Genomic DNA, 15,379 nt, shown 5'->3' with positions numbered 1-15,379 from the left:
ATCGCTGATCGCCTCCACTTGCCTGCCGTGACCCATCTCTCCCGTTGGGGTTGCGACCGGAGGCGATCTGCTATGCCCGGATGCTTGATGTGCGCATTTGAGTGGATACCCGGATCACCCGGGAGTTTCGTTCATTCGTGTAGCAACCCGAAAAATCACCCTATCCAGATGCACGCAGAACCCGGGGCATTAGCTCAGCCCCGCCTGTTTGTTTCGAGTTCTTGTGACGGGGGCTTGCCCGAGGGCCTCACATCTCCTGAACACCTCGGATACCGCCCGGTGGAACATCTCGCAGGCAACCCCGGATGGGCGCTGCAATGAGCCTCCGGACGAAAGCATGAACGCAAAGTGCGTTCGCGGCTGCTCTGGAACCCCTTATTTATAAGGCTCGGACGCCCCCGGCCTGTAAAGAGAAAGAACCTCAGGAAGATCACCCGCACGATCCTCCTGAGACGCATCCCATGGCCCCGCGCCGTGGGGCAAATCAGCATGAAAGGACAAGCGCCATGCTCGACCATTCGCCGCAAATCCTGCGGCAGTTCGGCATCAGCCCGGACGATACTACCCCGCAGTTTCAAGCGGCTGCTCCTGTCGTTCAGGTCATCGACCGTATCTGCGGGGCAGGGAAGACCTCTGCCATGATTTCGAGCCTCAACCCACTCCGGCAGTACCTCATCGTGACGCCTTTGCTTGAAGATGTGCAGGAGATCATTCACCGGGCCGAGGTGCCCTTGGTTCAGCCTGTGGCGCGGCTGGAACTCGCAAACCCGGATGATCCGAATGACATCAGCCATACGAAGCGGGGGCACCTTCGGGAGTTGCTGATGGCCGGTGAAAGCGTCGTGTGCACGCACGCGCTCTACAGCGATTTGGCGTATGTTGCCCGGGAAGGGCTGCTCACCGGATACGACATCTGCATTGACGAAGTGCCCAAGACTTCGGACCTGCTCTCCTCCGGGTCCAAGACCCCCTCGGCAGATCGGGTCAACGGTATTGTCTGGCGGAACCAGTACCTCCGGGATGGCTATGCGGAGATACGTGAGAACAGGCAGGTGCACCCAACCGACAAGTGGCGCAACGATGTGCTGCGGGGTGAGAACACTCTCAGCCAGACGCTCTACAGCCATGCTGAGGCGGGCTGCCTTTGGGCGTGTGGCGAGACGGTTCTCGTCTGGGAACTACCCGTGGCGCTCCTGACCTCGGGCCGGTCCCTGACCATCATGACTTATCGGTTCGCAGGCAGCCTCCTACAGGCGTTCATGGACAAGCACGGCATCCGGTACGAAGCTGGGCGGACACCCGAGCACCAAGCCGAGGAGGAACGCCTCCGGACACGGGCCAGGGAACTCATCACCGTCACGACTATCCCCGGGATTGATGGCATGCAGTTCACCGTGAACGAACTCGACCCCGGGAGGCTCACAGCGACGCACCAGCGGCGGATGGTCAACGCGCTCAAGCGGCTCCGGGTCACGGACCTCAAGGAAGCACCCGCCGGAAGCGTGCTTGTCACATCGTTGAAGAGCCTGTGGTATCGAGACGGCAAGTCCGAAGCTGATCTGCCCCCGGGCAGCAAGCCGCAGCCGGGGCCGATCTGCAAGCAGGGCCGCAAGACCACGGGCCTGTTCAACCTCTCCCGCTGGTCTGCGAATGTGACCCGGGGAACGAACGCCTTCCGCGACTGCCAGACCGTCATCTACCTCTACAACAAGAACCTGAACCCCGGCATTGCGAAGACGCTGGGCGTCCCTTCGCAGGGCGAGTTCAATGACCTGTTCGCCGTGTCGGAGATGGTCCAGTTCGTGTACCGGTCTGCGATCCGGGACGGCAAGCAGATCACGCTGTACGTCCCGTCCAAGCGGATGCGCAGCCTGTTCCAGAGATGGCTCTGCGGCGACATCTGACGCCCCCCGGCTGTGACCCTACCCAAGCTACAAGAACCCGCCCACGGGGCCGCTCCACGCGGCCCTGCTGGCGCTCTGCATCATCATCGAGAAAGGACACCAGAATGATACATGCACCCATCAACACCGCCCCGGCTCCGGTCGGGTGTAGCGGCTTCAAGCCCTGCCCGAACTGCGGCCAGACCTTCGACCCGGCCCAGAGCACGGCATGGGGCAAAAAGCATTGCTCCCTCCGCTGCGAGTACCACGCGCACAGTTCCGAAGGGCTCGCGGCATGACCCACAGCACGCGCCTCGCGGCCCCGAACGAACAGCGCCAGCAAGATGCCCAGCGGCGATCCGAGGAACTCTCCGGCCACATTCTCCCGCTCCGGGCTGATGGCAAATCCCTCCGGGAGATCGCTGCCACCCTGAGCCAAGCGGGCATCCCCACGGCCAACGGCGGATCATGGGGGCCGAAGCAGGTGCTCGACATTCTGCACCGGTTGGAGCAACCAACCGCCCCGGTGCACGAAAGCCGTGATCCGCTGGCGGCGCTGCATGTTCAGAGCCCCACGACCCAGACAGTGCCGGGAGACCCACTGGCCGCTCTGCCCGTGTCTGCTGATCCGCTGGCGCTGTAAACAACCGTCATAAACAGGCGCCGTAAACGGCACCGAGCCTGACATCGCACCTGGACACGAGAGCATCGCACAAGATCTGATTGGGGTTGCCCGCTGCCTTAAACGGTCGCCCTAAACGGCCGATCTACACAGGCGCTGTAATCAGGGCCGGTGGCGGGTGCTTCACCCGATATCAAAGCAACAACAACACATAGCCCGACCAACGGGCCATGTACCCGCTCAGGGCTTTTGGTCCTTTCTCCTGAGTGGGGCTGAGGACGGCAGAGAGGTTGAGCCTCGTGGTTTAGTTCAGGGGCCGCTTGGCCTCCCTCTCTGCCGTTCACGCAAACGGCCCTCACAGGCCGGATCGAAGGACCACCACCCGCAATCACCACCACCCGGCCACGCTTGTTGCGAGCGAAGTTCGGAGACATGAAAGGACACCGATTTGGCCAAGACTGGACTAGGCCGCTGGCACAACGTGCCGGTGCCCGGGCAACGCGGCTTCCGGCCCACCCGAGACCACTACGATCTGACCGGAGAAGTCCCGCCCCGCCACCTGCAATGCGAGATGCATGACTGCCAAGACCTCGCGTATCAAGACCCGTTCATCCGGGCTTCCTATGCCGTGAAACTCTGCGAGTACCACACGCGGCTCTGCCACCGGATGGGCGCACCGTACCCGTGCGACATTCCTTGGCCCGAGTTCTACCGGGTACGGGACGCCGTGAAACTCCAACTCAACAAAGTCAACGACGCCCCGGTTCTGGCCCGTGCGGTTCACGCTGTGCAGACCCTCCCCGGGAAGTGCTACGCGCGGGCAGCGGAACTTGAGAGCGCAGACAAGCGGGTTCCGGCCTACCTTGCCTACGGCCTGAGCCTTCGCCACCGGGTTGAGCCGCGCCGCTTCATCGATCACCACATCGCGTTCGGCATCCTCCTTGAGCGCGGCGTCTGGACCCCTCAACCCGGCTACACCCGGCACGCCGACAAGGCATGGCTCCGCTGCGTGCACCGGGCGCTGTCCAACGGCAATAAGGCAGAGCGGGCAGACATCGGCCCTTATCAGGCCAGCCTGCTTCGGCGGTGGATAGCTACTGACCTGCAACTCATCACCGGGCGGACAGACTACGCCCTCAGGGAAGCCGAGTTCGACGGGCTGCCCGTGCTGCCAAAGGCCCGCGCCATTGGCTGGTATCAAGACAGCCTCACCTGACCGCTTTCACCAAGATCATCCGGCCCCGTCATGGGGCCGCTCATCAGGGCTGCATGCCCACCACCAAGAAAGAACCAACCTATGAAGACCAATTCCAAGACGCCCGATGCGACCGAGACGCGCAAGACAGAGCACCTCGGGCACGAGTACGACCCGACCGTGACGAACTGGACTGCCGTATCCTTCCCCGGCGACCGGCACGGCCTGACCACCAAGCTGCGCCGTGAAGCCCGAGACGCCGTACTTCGTTGCCGAGGTTCGGAGGAGAAGTTCCAGCAGTTCATGGACACCCTAGAAGTCATCACGGCTTGGGGCCGTGCGAAGCTGGAGGCCGACAAAGCCGAAATCAAGCGCAACGCAGAACTTGCCTCTACCCGTGCTGAGGAAGAAGCGCGGCGGGCGGAGTTCCGGGCGTCGATCCAAGCCGGGGTGACTATCCGCGTATCTGCGACCGATACCGGCTTCATCGAGCAAAGCCCCCGAGACGGGTCCATCCGCGCAACCTACGACACGGCCAGTGACGAACGCGGCCCAGTGGCAGCCATGGCGCAGATGATGCTTGCAGAAGGGCGGAGCCCGACTTCCGTTCTGGAGATCAACGCATTCGGACGCACCGGCATCGGCTCCGGCCAGACACTCACGCAGCTAGCTGCCGGAGGTGCAGGAGCAGGGGCTGCCACTCAAGGCGGCTTTCAGGGCATTCGCGTCTGAGATGGCAGCCCCGGACCTCACGAGGAAGACGGACGCAGAACTCATGCGGTTCTGCTCCGCCACGTCTGGCACCCTGACACACCTCAGCCGCCGGATCGCAGCCGCCGGGTCGCAAAATGACGACCTAGAAGCGGCCTTCGATCAGTCCGCTGAACTCCTCAGCGCCGCACTTGCAGAACTGGAGGCCCGCCACCCGGAGCCTCCGAGAGAACATCACCAAAGGACCACCACATGACCGACACCACACACCCCTCAGCCGTGACCGGCCAGCCCCCTGCTGACAGCGCGGAAGGTCTTCCCCCGGCAGATCACGACAACACCGAAGCCGCCCCGCAGGTTGAGGCAGACGCCCCTAGCGACGAGCAGGGCCAAAGCGAAGATGCCCAGCGGGAGGAGAAATCCGAGGAGGAGCGCCTAGCTGCGCTTGATCTGGAGACCGAAGACGACAAAGCAGATACCCCGCTTGATGCCACTGTTTGGGGCACCACAGGGCACACCGGTGCAGATGAAGCCCTGCGAACGCTCCAGAATGTCGGGCTGTCTACCGACGATGCCAAGGAACTCCTGTTCGAGGCCGCAATGGCCCGCGACCCCAGCATGGTCGATCAGAAGGCCCTCACCGCAAAGATTGGCCCCCGGAGGGCCAAGGCCATCATGGAGAGGCTGGAACAGTTCGCGCGGGACATGCGCCCGAGGGACGAACGGGTATCCAATGACCTCTACCAGCACGCCAACGGCCCTCATGCCTTCCAGCGGCTCATGGAGCAGGCCAGCGAGACGCTGTCCACCTCCGAGTTGCAAGGCTACGTCATGGAGATGGGCAAGGGCGGCTTAGCGGCTCAGCGGGCCGTGGAGCGCCTGCAAGCCGTCGTTTCCGGCAAGGCACCGTCGCTGGACAGGCACGTGCATACGGAGCAGTACAGCGCCCCCAAGCCCATGCCTCAGCCCGAGGCTGGCAAGGGCATCACCTCCCAAGCCTACGTCGCTGCGATGGACGCACTGCACGGACCGGGAAGCCGCCTGTCATTCGAGGCCATCGACCGCCGTGAGGCGGAACTCAGGAAAGCCCGACGCATCGGGCGGGAGAATGGCCTGCCATGAGCGAGGAGGAAGAACAGATGCCAGAAACACCAGACCCCGCACAGGGGAAGGGTAAAACCGTTGCGGTGCAGGAGGTACTCCCTCCTGCGCCTCCGGCTCCGCTCGGGACACAGGCCGGTCGCACCGAGGACTTGAAGGCCCTGCATGCTGACCTGACCATTGCCTACCGCGAATATCTGGAGATGGCGAAGATCAAGCCAAGCATGCTGAACCCGGCGATGCTCGGGCTGATCCAGCAGTTCCTGCGGCACAACGAGATCACCGCTGAGGCTCCGCAGCAGTCGGAGTTCAATGCCCTTGAGGCGCGGCTCAGGCAGAAGCGCAAGGCACGGTCCGAGGGCATCAGCCGCCAGAATATCGTGACACTGAGCCAGTCGAGTAAGGAGTGAGAGATGTTGGACAAAATCGCCGCAACAAGTCCGAAGACGAGCCGCCGGATGAGAGCGAGCGCCGCGCGGATAGAGGAGATCATCGCGCTCGCACAACGTCGCGGCATGACGTCAACCAGGATCAGTGAACTTCCAGATGGCACGACCGAAATTCACTTTGGTGGGGGCCAGGTGGTCAAGGAGCCATTGTCAGGATACTGGGATGACCTCTAGGCCCCCATGCGGAGCTAGAAGTCGAACCGGTTTATCGCCTCTTGGAGCTGAGACGGCAGGAAACCCTCTTTGAAGTACGTGCTGAACGTCACGCCTGTTTGGCTGTGACCAACGAGGGCCTTGACCATCGGCTCCGCAACTCCGGCCTGCGCCAATCGCGTAATCATCGTGTGGCGCAGGCAGTGGAACACTAGGCCCTGTCCGCCAAGTTCAAGCTCGGGCAAGAAACGTTCGTTGAACCAGCGCCCGGCATTGCGCCCATAGCCGTTCTGGGGCGAGTAAGTGAGGCTGGGGAACATGCGTGAATGGTCTCCAGCCTTCTGCTTTTCATAGAAGTCGAGAAAGCCTGCCGCCGCGAGCTTGTCGTGCACGGGGACGCGGCGCCTGGACGATGCGTTCTTGAGGCGCTTGTTGTCTTCGCCGTCCGGGGTCACGTTGATGCACCACACCCCGTCCCGCAGTTCGATGTCCTGAACCTCTAGCTGCGCCACCTCGTTGAGGCGCAATCCGGTGAACATGCCGATGAGTGCAGGCCACTTGTGCACGTCCTTTCGCACCAATGGGCTGTCAGCATCCGTGAGGTGCGAGAACAGGAGCCGGAGTTGATCGGCAGAGAAGGCTTTCCTGCCTTCATCGCTGCTGCGCGCCGTGCGTTTGAGCCGGAGCCCGTGGAAGACATTCTCGACGGCGTACCCGTTGTTCACCGCCCAGCCGCAGAAATGCTGCATATGGCCGAGGTACACGTTCATGGTCCGCGCCGCGATGCGTTCAACGCCGGGCAGTTCCAACGCTTCACCCAGCGGCAGCTCTCGGGTTGTCGGATTTTTGCTCCTGTTCTTGGGCAGCTTGAACAGTGCCGCCTTGACCTCCTGAGCATCGGCCTTGGTCATGTGTGCGGGCGGCTTGCTGCTGGTGAGTTCAGCCATGAGCGCCAGCGCGTCCCGTTTCTCGCTCTCGGTTTTTGCCGCGAGTGCCTGTGTCCGGTCGAGTTCAGCGAAGTAGCGCGACAGCACGGCCTCAAGAGGCAGGGCATCAGGTTCAGCCGATCCACGCGAACCGGTTTCTCGCAGGTCGCGTGGCATCGGGGCTGCCTCGGCCTCTAGTGAGAGCGTGTCGAATTGTGTGGTGTGTTCGAGCGCTCTGGAGATGTACTCTTGGTAGCCTTTCTGCAACTCCGCCAGCAGTAAGTTGCGCGCCCGCCCCTCGGGCTCGGGAACAATGCCACGCGCCTCGCAGAAGGCCCGCAGGAGGCCGTCAGCGCCCCCAGCGTGTGCCACGGCAGCCCAAGACCCAGCATCGCCCTCAGAGAGCCCCTGAGCGGCCTGCAATGCGTCCATATCCAAGCCGCTGGCCGGGCCGTCAGCCGCGCTGCGCTCACGGAACTCCCGGAGCATGGTGGTGAAATGGTCGCGCACATGATCGCGCATGTCATCGTATCGCATGGCCCGGACCATTGGCCGGGTGAAGATGGATTGTCCAGCCAGACCGAGGAGACGGGCCAGTTGTCGGGCTACGCGAGGCTCCCGCGTGCCCAGCGACACCTTAATACTTGCCCGTTTCTGGGTCGGGTGACACTCCACCGGTATCGGGAAGCGGAAGTAGAATATGCCGTGTCGAGAGGTGCACAGATAGGCTGCAAGGTGCATGATGTGTCCCACCATTGTGGCCCACCGGCGGTTTTCGCAGCCTAAGTCATTGATCTAAGGGGGAATGGTGGGCGACCCTGGAATCGAACCAGGCATGGGTCTCCCCGGCGGAGTTACAGTCCGCTGCCGCACCTTGCAGCTCGTCGCCCGACGCCGGAGCGGAATACAAAGCCCGCCCACCCCCGTCAAGGCGAAAAACCTTGCGATTTTCTTGCGTCGCGACCATGCAGGGGCGCGGCAAGCGGAGGCGATGTAGCGTGGCAAAGAAACCGAGCTGGGTGGTAGACAAAGAACGCGCCAAACGGGCGAGCGCGGCAGAGACGGTGTGGCTCTTCGGGCTGCATGCGGTGCGCGATGCGCTGGCCAATCCCGTGCGTGAAAAGCTGCGCCTCGTGCTGACCCGCAACGCCGCCGACCGGCTGGGCGAGGCTTGCTGGCAAGGTGCCGGGATCGAGCCTGAAATCGCCGATCCACGCAAGTTTCCGGTGCCGCTCGATCCGGGCTCGGTGCATCAGGGTGCGGCGCTCGAGGTCAAGCCGCTTGACTGGGGCAGTGTCGAGAGCCGCTGCATCGCAGGTGAGGGCCGGCCCCTCGTGGTGCTGCTCGATCGCGTGACCGACCCGCACAACGTGGGCGCCATCCTGCGTTCGGCCGAGGTGTTCGGCGCCCGTGCCGTGGTGGCACCTGCCCGCCATTCTGCCCCCGAAACCGGCGCATTGGCCAAAACCGCCTCCGGCGCGCTGGAGCGGCAACCTTACCTGCGGGTGCGCAACCTTGCCGACGCGATGGAGGAGCTGAAGAGCGCGGGGTTTACCCTGCTTGGCCTCGCAGGTGAGGCCGAGGCCGCGCTCGACCCGGTGCTGGAGAGCCTGCCCGAAGGCGCGGCCATCGGCCTTGTGCTCGGCGCAGAAGGGCCGGGCCTGCGGGAACGCACGCGCGAGACCTGCGATCATCTGGTGAAAATCCCATTCGCCGGGGCCTTCGGCTCGCTCAATGTGTCCAACGCGGCTGCCGTGTCGCTTTACGCCTCTGCGCGAAAGTTTTCATAAGTTCACCTTTGCGCGAAGGGGCTGGCCAAGGCGCAGGCCGCGGCGCCATCCTTTGGCCCAGCCAAGGAGGACACCCATGCTCACCCGCCGCCTCATGCTCGCCGCCGGCCTTGCCGCCCTCGCCATGCCTGCCATGGCCGAGGAACCGCCGATCTTTGCCGCCAACCGCCTCGCCATTCAGGGCTACGACCCCGTTGCCTATTTCAATGAGGGCAAGCCGGTGGAAGGGAGTGAGGCGCACCAACTGATGTGGATGGGGGCCACGTGGCGATTCTCCAGCGCGGCCAATCGAGAGGCTTTCGAGCGCAACCCACAGCGCTTTGCCCCGCAATACGGCGGATATTGCGCCTATGCGGCATCGCAGGGCTATGTTGCCCCAACCGACCCATCCGCCTTCACCGTGCACGAGGGAAAGCTCTATCTGAACTACTCCCGCCGTGTGCGCGGCATCTGGGAGCAGGACATCCCCGGCCACATCTCTTCCGCCGATGCGCACTGGCCCAAACCTCTGAAAAACTGAGGTTTCGCGAGATGTGAGGGGCAGGAAAGTCATTTTCAGCTTTGCTCTCTCGCGTTAACCTCGTGTTCACAGGTTTATTACATCCTCTTGGAAAGTGTTTCCTCGTGACTACCTCGAAGAGCATGAGCGCTGGTTCGGAACACCAGCGTTTCACTTCACTGTCCCTCGTTCCGCGACTTGCGCTCGGGCCTCATGGTCCGGGCGCTTTTTTACGCCGGAGGTGTCGCTGATGCGCTACCCAGACGCGCTGCTGCGCCGCATTCTGACCGAAACCAAGGTGATCGCCTGCGTTGGCGTCTCGATGAACGAGGTGCGCCCGAGCTACTACGTGGCCCGTTACCTTGCGCTCAAGGGCTTTCGGGTGATTCCCGTAAACCCCGGTCATGCGGGCAAAACGCTCTTCGGCGAAACAATCATGCCCGACCTTGCCTCGATCGTTGCGCCGGTGGACATGGTCGATATCTTCCGCCGCTCCGAGCATGTGCCGCCCATCGTGGAGGAGGCGCTCACCGCTTTTCCCGCGCTCAAGACGGTGTGGATGCAGATCGGCGTCGAAAACGCCGAAGCAGCCGCGATGGCCGAAGCGCGCCGCGTGACGGTGATCCAGAACCTTTGCCCCAAGATGGAGTATCAGAGGCTGTTCGGCGAACTGAGGATGGGCGGGATCAACACCGGGGTGATTTCTTCGAAACTCTAGACCTTTCCGCGCCGCTGTTGCATATCAGGCGAGACCAAGAGGAGCCGAGCCGATGGGTATCATGAACACTCTCCTGCGTGCCGTCACATGGTGGAACGGCTCCACGCTCGGCACCCAGCTGTTCACCTGGCGCAAGGGCACCAAGGTGGGCGAGGATGAAGAGGGCAACACCTTTTACCGCAATGTCGACGACACCCGGCGGTGGGTGATCTTCAAGGGCGAGGTCGAGGCCTCGCGTATCAGCCCCGACTGGCATGGTTGGCTGCACAAGACCTTCAAGGAGCCGCCGACCGACCGGCCGCTGACCCACAAGCCGTGGGAAAAACCGCACCACGAAAACCTCACCGGCACGCCGCTGGCCTATGCACCCGCCGGGTCGATCCGCCGCGCCCAGCCGGTGGAGCGGCAGGATTACGAGGCCTGGAGCCCTGAGTAAGGGGCCGGAGGGGGCAATGTCAGAGACCAAGACCGAAGCGCTGGTTGGGGCCGGTGTGCTCGTCGCAGCGGCAGGCTTCCTGTGGTACGCCGCAGGGGTGACCGATGCGGGTGGATCCGGTGGTGCGAGCTATCCGCTTCAAGCCAGCTTTCGTTCAGCCGAGGGCATTTCGGTTGGTACCGATGTGCGGCTTGCGGGTGTGAAGATCGGCTCGGTGCGGGCGCTGGAACTGAATGCCCAGAGCTTTCGCGCGGAGGCGACCTTTGCCATCTCCGAGGGTATCGAATTGCCGGAAGACAGCTCCGCCGCAATCTCTTCCGAGGGGCTGCTGGGGGGCAATTTCATCGAGATCGTTCCGGGCGGATCGCCCTTCAACCTCGAAGAGGGGGGCGAGATTCTGGATACTCAAGGCGCGGTGAGCCTGATTGGCTTGCTGACCAAGTTCGTGGCTGGGTCGGACGAATGAAGCGTGTGCTGCAAGCCACTCTGGCCGCTGGGCTTTTGGCAAGTGGAGCCGCCGAGGCCCAGACTGTGCTGGAAGGCACAGGGGCGGTACTGCGCGGGCTCGACAAGCTCTCGAGCCTGACGTCCGATCTCGAAGTGAAGATTGGCGACACGGTCCGCTACGGGCACCTGCAGGTCACGCTTTCCGATTGCCGCTACCCCGAGGGCACCCCGGCACGGGCAACCGCCTATCTGGTGATCGAGGATGGCGCCGGGGATGCGCCTGCCTTTGCCGGCTGGATGCTCGCTTCGGCCCCGGCGCTCAACGCGCTGGACCACCAGCGTTACGATATCTGGGTGCTGCGCTGCACCACTGAGTAACCGCTCGGCACCTCGGTTATGCTCCTGAAATCACAGTCGAGTTTGCGCGCGGCGGCAAGCCGTTTGCGGTAGTCCTCGCGCGGAATCTCGATGGCGCCGAGGCTGGCGAGGTGGGGTGTTATGAACTGGGCATCGAACAGGGTAAAGCCGCAGCGCCGCAGGTGATCGACGAGGTAGGCCAGCGCCACCTTGGAGGCATCGCGGCGGCGCGAAAACATGCTTTCACCGCAGAAGCAGCCGCCGAGTGCAACGCCGTAGACCCCGCCGACCAACGCCTCGCCGTCCCAGACTTCGAGCGAATGGGCGTGGCCTTCGGCGTGAAGCTGGCGGTAGATCCGGTGGATCTCGCTGTTGATCCATGTCGTCTCCCGGTCGGCGCAGCCATCCATCACGCCACCGAAATCAGCATTTGTCGTAATAGTGAAAGCCTCGCGCCGGATCAGCCGGGCCAGCGACCGGGAAATGTGGAAATTCTCCAAGGGGAAGATACCCCGCAGGCGCGGCTCGACCCAATAGACCTCTTCCGCTCCGGCATCGTCTGCCATGGGGAAGAGGCCCATCCGGTAGGCGCGCAGCAGGAGGTCGGTCGAGAGCGGCTCCACCCGCCCGGCCTCAGGCTTGCAGGTTGGTTTCCAGCCAGCCTTCCAGCCAGTGGATATCGTAGGCACCGCTGTGAATGTCGCCCTCTTCGAGCAGCGCGCGGAACAGCGGCACGGTGGTATCCACCCCGTCCACGATCAGCTCGCCGAGTGCCCGGTTGAGCCGGGCCAGCGCCTCGGGGCGGTCGCGGCCGTGGACGATGAGCTTGCCGATCAGACTGTCGTAATAGGGAGGGATCGAGTAGCCGTCATAGAGAGCGCTATCCATCCGCACGCCTAGCCCGCCCGGCGCATGAAACTGCGTGATCCGGCCGGGGCAGGGGGAGAAGTTGGGCAGCTTCTCGGCGTTGATCCGCACCTCGATGGCATGGCCGTTGATCTTGAGGTCGTCCTGGCTGAACGAGAGCGGCATGCCGGCGGCGACGCGGATTTGCTCGCGCACGAGATCCTGCCCGAAGATCAGCTCGGTCACCGGATGCTCCACCTGCAAGCGGGTGTTCATCTCGATGAAGTAGAACTCGCCGTCTTCATAGAGAAACTCGATGGTCCCCGCGCCAGCGTAGTTGATAGAGGCTACGGCCTCGGCGCAGGTCTTGCCGATCTGCGCGCGCAGCTCGGGGGTGATCGCGGGGCCGGGGGCCTCTTCGAACACCTTCTGGTGCCGCCGTTGCAGCGAGCAATCGCGCTCACCCAGATGCACGGCATTGCCCTTGCCGTCGCCAAACACCTGCACCTCGATGTGCCGGGGTTTGCCGAGATACTTTTCGATATAGACCTCGTCATTGCCGAAGGCCGATTTGGCCTCGCTCCGCGCGGTGCGGAAGGCGGTCTCTAGATCCTTGGCGGTTTTCGCCAGCTTCATGCCGCGCCCGCCGCCACCTGCGGTGGCCTTGATGATCACCGGATAACCGATCTCTTCGGCGACGACCTTGGCCGTTTCCATATCCGGCACGCCGCCATCGGAGCCGGGCACGCAGGGCACGCCGAGCTTTTTCATCGTGTCCTTGGCAGTGATCTTGTCGCCCATGATCCGGATGTGCTCGGCGGTCGGGCCGATAAAGGTGAGGCCGTGATCCTCGACGATCTGCACGAAGTTGGCATTCTCGGAAAGAAAGCCGTAGCCCGGGTGGATCGCGTTGGCGCCGGAAATCTCGCAGGCCGAGATGATCGCCGGGAAGCTCAGGTAGCTCTGGGCCGAGGAGGGCGGGCCGATGCAGATGGCCTCGTCGGCCATGCGCACGTGCATCGCATCGCTGTCGGCGGTGGAGTGCACCGCGACCGAAGGAATGCCCATCTCGCGGCAGGCACGGACCACCCGCAGGGCGATTTCGCCGCGGTTCGCAATGAGGATCTTGTCGAACATAACCAGTGCCTTACTGGATGATCATCAGCGGGGCGCCAAACTCCACCGGCGCGCCGTCTTCGACGAGGATGCGCTTGACGGTGCCGCCTCGGGGCGCGGGGATCTGGTTCATCGTCTTCATCGCCTCGACGATCAGCAGGGTCTGGCCCTCTTCGACCGTGTCACCAACCTTGACGAAGGCGGGCGAGTTCGGCTCGGGCTGGAGGTAGGCGGTGCCGACCATCGGGGAGGTCACCGCGCCGGGGGCCTGCGCCGGATCATCATTGTCGCCAGCGGGGGCAGCGGCGGGGGCTGCCGGAGCGGCCGGGGCTGCAGGTGCAGCGGCCGGGGCGGCGGGGGCCATTGCCACCACCTGTTGCTCCATCTTGCGGCTCACCCGCACATTCAGGCTGTCATCCTGACCGTAATCGCGCTTCACCTGAAGCTCGGTCAGATCGTTCGTCCGCAGCAGTTCTGCCAGCGCCTGGATAAAGGCGACGTCTGCATCGTGGGTCTTACTCATGCCGTCCTCTTTCTGCCTGCGCCGGTTCATGCCGGGCACAAATTATGGGCAGGCTTATACGCTCTCTGCGAGGTAAGTGAAAGCGCAAGCGCTTTGAACCCCCGATTTGGGGATGGGGCGAATTTTGTGGTCCGGCAGACCGCCCAGGCTCCATCGACGCTTGCCCACTGCCTGTGGGGGTGACCTTCAGCCCGGCCAGACCGAGCCGGACCTGTTGACAAGCGCGACCTGCATGGACAAATAAGTGTTTCATTACAGCACTGTCCGCAGCAGCCATATTTCAGGCGCTCATCCGCTGCGGCAATTTCATGACTTAAACCTATGACTTGAGGACCATCCTATGGCCGGAGAAAATTCAGCAACCAATATCGTCGTCACCGTCTCCTCCGAAGGGCTCTCGCGCGCATTGGGCGGCGGCGTTCGTGGTGGCGTGGCAGGGCTCCTTGTGCAGCCCGCCGTGTGGATCGCCACCGGCACCGGCCCCGATGCGGGCGATGCCTTTATCTACGGCACCGGCGCGGCAGGCGTTGTAGCCGGTGCCATCCTCGCCGTTCCGGCCATGGTAACCGGCGTGGTGAAAGCCGCCGTCGATGACCACACCGCCTCACTCGTGGCGGAGGTGAAGGCCAAGGAGCCGGAGCGCTACCGCAACGGGATCTACCCGGTGGACGACTACAGCTTCTTTGCCTCGGGGGGCCACATTCAGGCGATGACCATTGCGGCAGCGGGCGGCGTGGCGTGGCAGGACGAAAACGGCGTCTACTGCTTCATCAAGGACGCCAACGAGCGGCTTGTCTGTGATTATCGCCCGAAATCTTACAAAAAGCTTTACTACCCCGAACTGCCGCTGACCAAGGTGGGCAATGGCTTCAAGTGGAACTACCTGAACGGTTGATCAGCCCCCGGGCGTGAGCATCTTGCGAAACATCGCATCCACATGGCGGGCGGCCTCCGGAAAGGGGTCGCCCGCTTCGCTTTGGGGCAGCACGGCACGCACCTGAACGTCAAAGTCGGCGTAGTGCTGGGTCAGCGACCAGATAGAGAACAGCAGGTGATAAGGGTGGACCGGCGCGATCCGGCCTGCCGCGCTCCAGCCCTCAATGACGGCGGCCTTTTCATCGACCAGCGGTTTGAGGTGCTCTTTCAGCACGCCTTCGAGGTTGGGCGCGCCTTGCAGCACCTCATTGGCAAAGAGCCGGCTCTCGCGCGGCATCTCGCGGCTCATCTCCAGCTTGCGGCGGACATAGGCCATGATCTCTTCCAACGGGTCGCCCTCGGCCTTCATGGCGTGCAGCGGGGCGAGCCAGGTATCGAGCAGGCCGCTCAAAAGCTCCCGGTGAATCGCCTCCTTGGAGGGGAAGTAATAGAGCAGGTTTGGCTTGGAGAGCCCGGCGGCCTTGGCGATCTGGTCGACGGTGGAGCCGCGAAACCCGCGCGACGAAAACACATCGAGCGCGGCCTCGAGGATGGCGGCGGTGTTCTTTTGCTGGATCCTCGTGCGCGGTTTGCGCGCGTTTGCTGTCACCGGTCAGACCTCGCTTCAATGCCCGTTTCAAATGCGCCCAAAATGCAGCCGTTTTGCCCGGCCCGCGCTGAAAAATCATCGG

The 15,379-nt window shown here is 63.3% G+C and carries 19 protein-coding genes, 1 tRNA gene and 3 pseudogenes; 15 read left to right on the top strand and 8 right to left on the bottom strand.

The genetic code is table 11. The annotated features are described in order from the left end of the window. The first annotated feature begins 506 nt into the window (after positions 1 to 506). The 8 genes from ACUXVX_RS16520 to ACUXVX_RS16485 all read left to right on the top strand — a co-directional run bounded on the left by ACUXVX_RS16520 (position 507) and on the right by ACUXVX_RS16485 (position 6,135). Positions 507 to 1,904 carry a hypothetical protein gene (locus ACUXVX_RS16520; RefSeq protein WP_446309145.1) on the top strand — a complete coding sequence of 466 codons (1,398 nt, stop codon included), beginning with the start codon at positions 507 to 509 and terminating at the stop codon, positions 1,902 to 1,904. A 104-nt stretch (positions 1,905 to 2,008) separates the two neighbouring features. Continuing rightward, the gene (locus ACUXVX_RS16515) at positions 2,009 to 2,182 is read left to right on the top strand and encodes a hypothetical protein (protein WP_446309144.1); all 174 of its coding nucleotides are present in this window, start codon (positions 2,009 to 2,011) and stop codon (positions 2,180 to 2,182) included. After that, on the top strand, positions 2,179 to 2,526 hold the full coding sequence (locus ACUXVX_RS16510) for a recombinase family protein (protein ID WP_446309143.1): 348 nt from the start codon (positions 2,179 to 2,181) through the stop codon (positions 2,524 to 2,526). The genes ACUXVX_RS16515 and ACUXVX_RS16510 overlap by 4 nt, the downstream gene beginning before the upstream one ends. Before the next feature lie 427 nt (positions 2,527 to 2,953). Next, positions 2,954 to 3,721 (top strand): hypothetical protein, encoded by a 768-nt coding sequence (locus tag ACUXVX_RS16505; RefSeq protein WP_446309142.1) that lies wholly within the window; start codon positions 2,954 to 2,956, stop codon positions 3,719 to 3,721. A gap of 81 nt (positions 3,722 to 3,802) precedes the next feature. Further along, positions 3,803 to 4,432, top strand: coding sequence for a hypothetical protein (locus tag ACUXVX_RS16500; protein WP_446309141.1), 630 nt, complete (start codon positions 3,803 to 3,805; stop codon positions 4,430 to 4,432). Positions 4,433 to 4,663: 231 nt separating this feature from the next. Then, entirely contained in the window at positions 4,664 to 5,533 is an 870-nt protein-coding gene (locus tag ACUXVX_RS16495; protein ID WP_446309140.1) for a hypothetical protein, read from the top strand. Then, positions 5,530 to 5,922 (top strand): hypothetical protein, encoded by a 393-nt coding sequence (locus tag ACUXVX_RS16490; RefSeq protein ID WP_446309139.1) that lies wholly within the window; start codon positions 5,530 to 5,532, stop codon positions 5,920 to 5,922. Before ACUXVX_RS16495 ends, ACUXVX_RS16490 begins: the two co-directional genes overlap by 4 nt. Positions 5,923 to 5,925: 3 nt before the next feature. Continuing rightward, positions 5,926 to 6,135, top strand: coding sequence for a hypothetical protein (locus ACUXVX_RS16485; protein ID WP_446309138.1), 210 nt, complete (start codon positions 5,926 to 5,928; stop codon positions 6,133 to 6,135). A 14-nt stretch (positions 6,136 to 6,149) separates the two neighbouring features. On the opposite strand, the gene ACUXVX_RS16480 is transcribed toward ACUXVX_RS16485, so the two are convergent. From ACUXVX_RS16480 to ACUXVX_RS16470, 3 genes and pseudogenes are all read right to left on the bottom strand, one after another. Further along, on the bottom strand, positions 6,150 to 7,577 hold the full coding sequence (locus ACUXVX_RS16480; RefSeq protein ID WP_446311557.1) for a tyrosine-type recombinase/integrase: 1,428 nt from the start codon (positions 7,575 to 7,577) through the stop codon (positions 6,150 to 6,152). A 78-nt stretch (positions 7,578 to 7,655) separates the two neighbouring features. Continuing rightward, positions 7,656 to 7,781, bottom strand: a pseudogene (locus ACUXVX_RS16475) (hypothetical protein); the annotation flags it as partial. A gap of 65 nt (positions 7,782 to 7,846) precedes the next feature. Further along, positions 7,847 to 7,930: transfer RNA gene (locus ACUXVX_RS16470), tRNA-Tyr, on the bottom strand. Positions 7,931 to 8,038: 108 nt separating this feature from the next. Between ACUXVX_RS16470 and rlmB the strand changes: the two genes are divergently transcribed. The 5 genes and pseudogenes from rlmB to mlaD all read left to right on the top strand — a co-directional run. After that, a complete protein-coding gene (rlmB, locus tag ACUXVX_RS16465) occupies positions 8,039 to 8,830 on the top strand; it encodes a 23S rRNA (guanosine(2251)-2'-O)-methyltransferase RlmB (protein ID WP_446309137.1) in 792 nt (263 codons plus the stop codon). 76 nt (positions 8,831 to 8,906) lie between these two features. Next, a complete protein-coding gene (locus tag ACUXVX_RS16460; protein WP_446309136.1) occupies positions 8,907 to 9,350 on the top strand; it encodes a YHS domain-containing (seleno)protein in 444 nt (147 codons plus the stop codon). Between the two features lie 229 nt (positions 9,351 to 9,579). Beyond that, entirely contained in the window at positions 9,580 to 10,047 is a 468-nt protein-coding gene (locus tag ACUXVX_RS16455) for a CoA-binding protein (RefSeq protein ID WP_446309135.1), read from the top strand. Positions 10,048 to 10,099: 52 nt separating this feature from the next. Further along, positions 10,100 to 10,483, top strand: coding sequence for an NADH:ubiquinone oxidoreductase subunit NDUFA12 (locus tag ACUXVX_RS16450; protein WP_446309134.1), 384 nt, complete (start codon positions 10,100 to 10,102; stop codon positions 10,481 to 10,483). After that, positions 10,410 to 10,874 (top strand): annotated as a pseudogene (gene mlaD / locus ACUXVX_RS16445) (outer membrane lipid asymmetry maintenance protein MlaD); the annotation flags it as partial. The gene ACUXVX_RS16450 and the pseudogene mlaD, both read left to right, overlap by 74 nt. Here mlaD and ACUXVX_RS16440 read toward each other — a convergent pair. Then, positions 10,836 to 10,991: pseudogene (locus tag ACUXVX_RS16440) on the bottom strand (hypothetical protein); the annotation flags it as partial. The pseudogenes mlaD and ACUXVX_RS16440 overlap by 39 nt on opposite strands. On the opposite strand from ACUXVX_RS16440, the gene ACUXVX_RS16435 reads away from it, so the two are divergent. Beyond that, positions 10,946 to 11,308, top strand: coding sequence for a DUF2155 domain-containing protein (locus tag ACUXVX_RS16435; RefSeq protein WP_446309133.1), 363 nt, complete (start codon positions 10,946 to 10,948; stop codon positions 11,306 to 11,308). The pseudogene ACUXVX_RS16440 and the gene ACUXVX_RS16435 sit on opposite strands and share 46 nt — an antisense overlap. On the opposite strand, the gene aat is transcribed toward ACUXVX_RS16435, so the two are convergent. From aat to accB, 3 genes are read right to left on the bottom strand one after another with little or no spacing between them, the layout of a single operon-like run. Beyond that, positions 11,272 to 11,868 (bottom strand): leucyl/phenylalanyl-tRNA--protein transferase, encoded by a 597-nt coding sequence (aat, locus tag ACUXVX_RS16430; protein ID WP_446311556.1) that lies wholly within the window; start codon positions 11,866 to 11,868, stop codon positions 11,272 to 11,274. The two genes, ACUXVX_RS16435 and aat, sit on opposite strands and share 37 nt — an antisense overlap. 52 nt (positions 11,869 to 11,920) lie before the next feature. Beyond that, positions 11,921 to 13,270, bottom strand: coding sequence for an acetyl-CoA carboxylase biotin carboxylase subunit (gene accC, locus ACUXVX_RS16425; protein WP_222468533.1), 1,350 nt, complete (start codon positions 13,268 to 13,270; stop codon positions 11,921 to 11,923). A 10-nt stretch (positions 13,271 to 13,280) separates the two neighbouring features. Continuing rightward, positions 13,281 to 13,772, bottom strand: coding sequence for an acetyl-CoA carboxylase biotin carboxyl carrier protein (accB, locus tag ACUXVX_RS16420; RefSeq protein WP_222468534.1), 492 nt, complete (start codon positions 13,770 to 13,772; stop codon positions 13,281 to 13,283). Positions 13,773 to 14,112: 340 nt separating this feature from the next. Here accB and ACUXVX_RS16415 point away from each other — a divergent pair, with 340 nt between their 5' ends. Next, on the top strand, positions 14,113 to 14,667 hold the full coding sequence (locus ACUXVX_RS16415; protein ID WP_446309132.1) for a hypothetical protein: 555 nt from the start codon (positions 14,113 to 14,115) through the stop codon (positions 14,665 to 14,667). Here ACUXVX_RS16415 and ACUXVX_RS16410 read toward each other — a convergent pair whose 3' ends face one another. Further along, entirely contained in the window at positions 14,668 to 15,297 is a 630-nt protein-coding gene (locus tag ACUXVX_RS16410; protein ID WP_446309131.1) for a TetR family transcriptional regulator C-terminal domain-containing protein, read from the bottom strand. Between the last annotated feature and the right edge of the window lie 82 nt (positions 15,298 to 15,379).

Source organism: Vannielia sp. SX4 (genome assembly GCF_052828525.1).
This window is presented reverse-complemented; position numbering and strand designations above follow the sequence as displayed.

Bases quoted from the DNA above. Each gene is read 5' to 3' on its own strand.
- ACUXVX_RS16520 (WP_446309145.1), top strand. From the start codon at position 507: ATGCTCGACCATTCGCCGCAAATCCTGCGGCAGTTCGGCATCAGCCCG.
- ACUXVX_RS16515 (WP_446309144.1), top strand. From the start codon at position 2,009: ATGATACATGCACCCATCAACACCGCCCCGGCTCCGGTCGGGTGTAGC.
- ACUXVX_RS16510 (WP_446309143.1), top strand. From the start codon at position 2,179: ATGACCCACAGCACGCGCCTCGCGGCCCCGAACGAACAGCGCCAGCAA.
- ACUXVX_RS16500 (WP_446309141.1), top strand. From the start codon at position 3,803: ATGAAGACCAATTCCAAGACGCCCGATGCGACCGAGACGCGCAAGACA.
- ACUXVX_RS16495 (WP_446309140.1), top strand. From the start codon at position 4,664: ATGACCGACACCACACACCCCTCAGCCGTGACCGGCCAGCCCCCTGCT.
- ACUXVX_RS16490 (WP_446309139.1), top strand. From the start codon at position 5,530: ATGAGCGAGGAGGAAGAACAGATGCCAGAAACACCAGACCCCGCACAG.
- ACUXVX_RS16485 (WP_446309138.1), top strand. From the start codon at position 5,926: ATGTTGGACAAAATCGCCGCAACAAGTCCGAAGACGAGCCGCCGGATG.
- ACUXVX_RS16480 (WP_446311557.1), bottom strand. From the start codon at position 7,577: ATGCGATACGATGACATGCGCGATCATGTGCGCGACCATTTCACCACC.
- ACUXVX_RS16460 (WP_446309136.1), top strand. From the start codon at position 8,907: ATGCTCACCCGCCGCCTCATGCTCGCCGCCGGCCTTGCCGCCCTCGCC.
- ACUXVX_RS16455 (WP_446309135.1), top strand. From the start codon at position 9,580: ATGCGCTACCCAGACGCGCTGCTGCGCCGCATTCTGACCGAAACCAAG.
- ACUXVX_RS16450 (WP_446309134.1), top strand. From the start codon at position 10,100: ATGGGTATCATGAACACTCTCCTGCGTGCCGTCACATGGTGGAACGGC.
- ACUXVX_RS16435 (WP_446309133.1), top strand. From the start codon at position 10,946: ATGAAGCGTGTGCTGCAAGCCACTCTGGCCGCTGGGCTTTTGGCAAGT.
- aat (WP_446311556.1), bottom strand. From the start codon at position 11,868: ATGGGCCTCTTCCCCATGGCAGACGATGCCGGAGCGGAAGAGGTCTAT.
- accC (WP_222468533.1), bottom strand. From the start codon at position 13,270: ATGTTCGACAAGATCCTCATTGCGAACCGCGGCGAAATCGCCCTGCGG.
- accB (WP_222468534.1), bottom strand. From the start codon at position 13,772: ATGAGTAAGACCCACGATGCAGACGTCGCCTTTATCCAGGCGCTGGCA.
- ACUXVX_RS16415 (WP_446309132.1), top strand. From the start codon at position 14,113: ATGGCCGGAGAAAATTCAGCAACCAATATCGTCGTCACCGTCTCCTCC.